Here is a 4,437-nt window from a genome sequence, read left to right on the forward strand (position 1 = left end):
AACAACTCCGGATAGTAGCTCGGGAAGATCGCGTTATAGCCTTGATAGATGATGCCCCACATGAGGATCGACATCAGCATGGCGAGCGGCTCGTTGCGGATACTGATCGCGTACAGGTACGCGAACGACAGCAGCCCAGCGCCGAGCGCGCCGACGATGATCGGCAGACGCCGCCCGATCCGGTCCGACAGATTGCCGACGTACGGAATCACCAGCACCGCGACGATATTGCCGACCACCGGAATCCACAGGTACAGGCTCTTCGAAAAGCCGATGCCATACGACGCCTGGACAGCATACGCGGCGCCGAAAATCGTCGCGACGACCGGGATCACGTTCATCAGCGAGCACAGCACGACGCGCACCATGTCGCCCCAGTTGTAGCGGAACGCTTCCACGATCGGCGAGCGCGGCACGGCGCCGCTCGAATCCTCCTTCGCGAACGCGGGCGTTTCCTCGACTTCGCGGCGAATGATGTAGCCGGCGATCAGCACGACCGAGCTGAGCAGGAACGGAATGCGCCAGCCCCATGAGTTGAACGACGCGTCGTCCATGTAATAGGCGAGTGGCAGAAACACCGCGGCGGCGAGAATCTGCCCGGCCTGCACGCCTTGCAGCGTGAAGCTCGCGTAATAGCCGCGTCGCCCGAATGGCGCGTGTTCGAGAATCATCGAACTGGCGCCGGAGATTTCGCCAGCGACCGCGAAGCCCTGAATCAGGCGCAGCACGACGAGCAGCACGGGCGCAAGGAAGCCGATGTGCTGATAGGTGGGCAGCAGGCCCACTGCCATCGTCGACAGGCCCATCAGGAACATGCACACCAGCAGCACGTTCTTGCGCCCGTGCGTGTCGCCCCAGTGTCCGAGTACGACTGCGCCGATGGGTCGAGCGACGTAGCCGACGCCGTAGGTCGCGAGCGAAGCGACGATCGCGATTTTGGGGTTGCCGGAAGGGAAGAACAGTTGCGGGAAGATCAGGGCCGCGGCCTGCGCGTAAATGAAGAAGTCGTAGTACTCGAGCGCTGAGCCGATCCAGCCGCTGGCGGTTGCCTTACGAGCCTGCGAGCCGTGCCCGTGGCTTGCCGATGCATTCGTTTCCATATCGTCTCCTGAACAGTAGCGTGTTCTCGTCAGCTTCTATGGCTGAATCATTGGCGTCCTTTAAGCGGCGCCACGCAAGCCAGGGCTTTCCGGGGTCACGTTGACGCGGTGCCACATGCATGCCAGGGGTTAACCATTGGCAGGTATCGCTGGCAATGGGTTTGTTCGGAGGGATTTGCGGTTGTTTTGCCCAATCGCGCGGCGCAGGTCTGGGCGCTATGGCCGGTAACGCGCGGCGAGGCCGCGTTGTGAACGATGCCTGCGGTTCGTGAACCGAGGCTCGGCTGCCGGTTCGCTCACACGCTCGAAGCCGTATCTTCTTCTGCCTCGTCCAACCCGCCGCGTTGCATCGCCGTAACGGACTCCGGCACGACCGCTGCGGAGGCCGGCCGCGGATCGTCGATGCTGTAGCGAAGGCGCTTGCCTTCGATATAGAAACGCAACTGGCGGTATCTGATCAGATAGACGAGGCCGACCAGCGCCGCGCCGAAGCCCGAAGCGGCACCCACGCCGAGTGCCCAGCGCGGGCCGAAACGATCGGCGACCCAGCCGACCACCGGGGCGCCGAGCGGCGTGCCGCCGAGCGCGATCGCCAGCAGAATCGCGATCACGCGGCCGCGCATCGCGGGTTCGGTGGTCAATTGCACGAGGCTGTTGGTCGACGTGGTGAAGGTTTGCGTCGACACGCCGATCACCACCAGCACGAGACCGAACAGCACGTAGTTCGGCATCAGCGCGGCCGTCGTGCAGCCGACGCCGAACACCGTGCCGGCCAGAAGCAGCAGCGTCATGCGCGGGCGCGCGCGGCGCGCGGCGAGCAACGCGCCCGTGACCGAGCCGATCGCCATCGTCGAACTGAGTACGCCGTATTCGCTCGCGCCCGCATGGAATGCGGTGACCGACATCGTCGAGATAAAGATCGGGAAGTTCAGCCCGAACGTGCCGATCAGGAACAGCATCAATAGCGCCGCCTTCAGATCGGGGCGCGTCCACACGTATTTGAAGCCTTCTACGAAGCTGCCGCGCGTACGCACCGCGAGCGGCTTGTGATGCAGTTCGCCGAGCCGCAGCATGCGCAGTGCGCCGAGCACCGCGACGAACGACAGCGCGTTGATCAGGAACACCCAGCCGGTGCCTACCGATGCGATCAGCAGACCCGCGACCGCCGGCCCGATCATGCGCGCGGCGTTGAACGACGTGGAATTGAGCCCGACCGCGTTCGCGAGGTCTTCTTCGCCAACCAGATCGGACACGAAGGTCTGGCGCGCCGGCGCATCGAACGCGGTCACGCAGCCGAGCAGGCCGGCGAACACATAGACCTGCCACAACTGCACGAGCCCGCTCACCGTGAGCAGGCCGAGCGCGAGCGCCAGCGTGCCCATTGCCGCCTGCGTCGCGAACAGCAGCTTGCGGCGGTCGAAGTGATCCGCCGCATAGCCGGTGAGCGGCAGCAACAGCATCTGCGGGCCGAACTGCAACGACATCACGATGCCGACCGCGGTCGCGTTGTGATGCGTGAGCCCGGTAAGCACGAGCCAGTCCTGCGCCGTTCGCTGCATCCACGTGCCGATGTTCGAGACGATCGCGCCGCTCGCCCAGACGCGGTAGTTGAAATTGCGCAGCGAACGGAACGTGGTGCTCACGACAGGTTTTTCCTCATTCGATCCGCGATCACGCGCGCGTTCTTTCGAGCAGGTCGAGCACTTGCTGCGTCGTGCCGGTTTCGCCGAGGCGCGGGAAGATGCGCGTGATGCTGTTGGTGTGGGCATCCGGGTGGAGGTCCGTCATTGCGTCGACGGCGAGCGTGACGTGCAGGCCGTGTTCGCTCGCGAAGCGCGCGGTCGACTCCACGCCGATGCTGGTCGCGATACCGCAGAGCACCACTTGCGTGACGCGTTGGTCGCGCAGATACGTGGCGAGGTCCGTGTTCGTGAACGCGCCCCACGTGCGCTTCGTGACCACGTGATCCGACGGCTGCTGCTTCAGCTCCGGCAGCAGGTCCGCGAAGCCGGCCGGGAAGTCGCCGCGGGGCCCCGCCTGGTCGGTGCGGCCCGGCGCGCCGCCGGTCACGTTCACGAGCACCACGGGCAGGCGATGGCGGCGAAACGCGTCGAGTAGCTGGACGCAGCGCTCGACGATTTCGCCGCTCGGGTGAACGGTGGGCAGCGCGACGATGCCGCGCTGCAGATCGACGACGATCAGTGCGGTATTTGCGTCGAGAGTGGTCAATGCCATGGTGTGGCTCCTGTGAGTGACGAATCGCGCGTTACCAGTTATGAATCGATCAGGCGTTTCAGTAGATCGACGCCCGTCGCCAGTTGTTGCTGTTCTGCCGCCGAGAAACGCGTTTGTATCGTGCGATACAGCCAGTCTTCGCGCGCGGCGCGGCTTGCATTCACTTTTTTGCGAAACGCAGGGGTCAGCGAGAGGACCGTTTGCCGGCCGTCGTTGGGATCGGGCGTGCCGCTCACGAAGCCGGCGGCCTTCAGCGCCGCCAGCGTTTCACCCATCGATTGCGGGCGCATCCCATGGGCGCGCGCGAGCGCGGTGACCGTGGCCGGGCCTTCGCGTTCGAGCAGACTCAATACCTGAACCTGCGAAGGGGTGAAATCGCCGACGTAGGATTCTTCGCGCAGCCGGCGGCGCAGCTTGCTGGACAGCACGCGCAGATCTTCCGCGAGCGCATGCAGGGTTTCGGGGGGAAGGGGGGCAGTGCGGGGAGGGGGATGGCTCATTGGGCGGCGCGCGGCGACATGATGCGAAGGTTACCTTCGCATCTCGTTCCGGTCAAGTCGCGACCTACGCGGCGGTCAGATGGTGCGCCGAGGCCTGGCCGGTGCGTGCGCGATGACCGCGCGCCCCGTCCCGGTGCGCGCGGCGAGCAGGCGCTGCATCGTGAGTCCGCTCACGCTGGCCTGGCTCCCGCCGATGTGACGCGACACGAGTTCGACGCACAGCGCGCTGTCGCCGTGACGGATCGCGTCGACGATGGCGGCGTGTTCGTCGTCAGTCTCGGCGATGGCGTCACCGTGCACGAGATCGACTCGCCGCACCACGCGGATGCGGTCGGTGACGCGCTGCATTGCCGAAGTCAGTTCGTCGTTTCACGGGGCGCTCGTCGGGCGTCATGGTCACGTCGCGCTGGCTTCGCTTTCGTCCTGGGCGAGCAACTGGCTGTCGGGCAGCCGCAGGGGCACGAGGTTGTCCGAGTTGTTGGCTTCCACCAGCCGGATCATTTGCAGCATGAAAACGTCGCGCTCGACGGGCGACAGATGTTCGACGGTGCGATCGTGTGCGCGCTGCACCGCGGCGGCCATCTTTCTGACCAGCCGTTTGC

General features: G+C 65.3%; 5 protein-coding genes and 1 pseudogene. All 6 read right to left on the reverse strand.

The genetic code is table 11. The features are described 5' to 3' along the window. Nucleotides 1-1,100, reverse strand: a 1,100-nt coding sequence (locus VGH68_RS19155) for an MFS transporter (RefSeq protein WP_331605260.1), incomplete at its 3' end; no start/stop codon positions are given. 296 nt (nucleotides 1,101-1,396) lie between these two features. Further along, nucleotides 1,397-2,743, reverse strand: a complete 1,347-nt coding sequence (locus VGH68_RS19160; protein WP_331605261.1) for an MFS transporter — start codon at nucleotides 2,741-2,743, stop codon at nucleotides 1,397-1,399. Nucleotides 2,744-2,771: 28 nt separating this feature from the next. After that, nucleotides 2,772-3,335: a cysteine hydrolase gene (locus VGH68_RS19165; protein ID WP_331605262.1), complete on the reverse strand. Its 564-nt coding sequence runs from the start codon at nucleotides 3,333-3,335 to the stop codon at nucleotides 2,772-2,774. Nucleotides 3,336-3,373: 38 nt separating this feature from the next. Next, a complete protein-coding gene (locus VGH68_RS19170) occupies nucleotides 3,374-3,835 on the reverse strand; it encodes a MarR family winged helix-turn-helix transcriptional regulator (RefSeq protein WP_331605263.1) in 462 nt (153 codons plus the stop codon). 75 nt (nucleotides 3,836-3,910) lie between these two features. Continuing rightward, a complete protein-coding gene (locus VGH68_RS19175; RefSeq protein ID WP_331605264.1) occupies nucleotides 3,911-4,195 on the reverse strand; it encodes an FCD domain-containing protein in 285 nt (94 codons plus the stop codon). Nucleotides 4,196-4,231: 36 nt separating this feature from the next. Beyond that, nucleotides 4,232-4,437: pseudogene (locus tag VGH68_RS19180) on the reverse strand (MarR family transcriptional regulator); the annotation flags it as partial.

It is taken from the genome of Paraburkholderia sp. (assembly GCF_036488505.1).
Classification (GTDB): domain Bacteria; phylum Pseudomonadota; class Gammaproteobacteria; order Burkholderiales; family Burkholderiaceae; genus Paraburkholderia.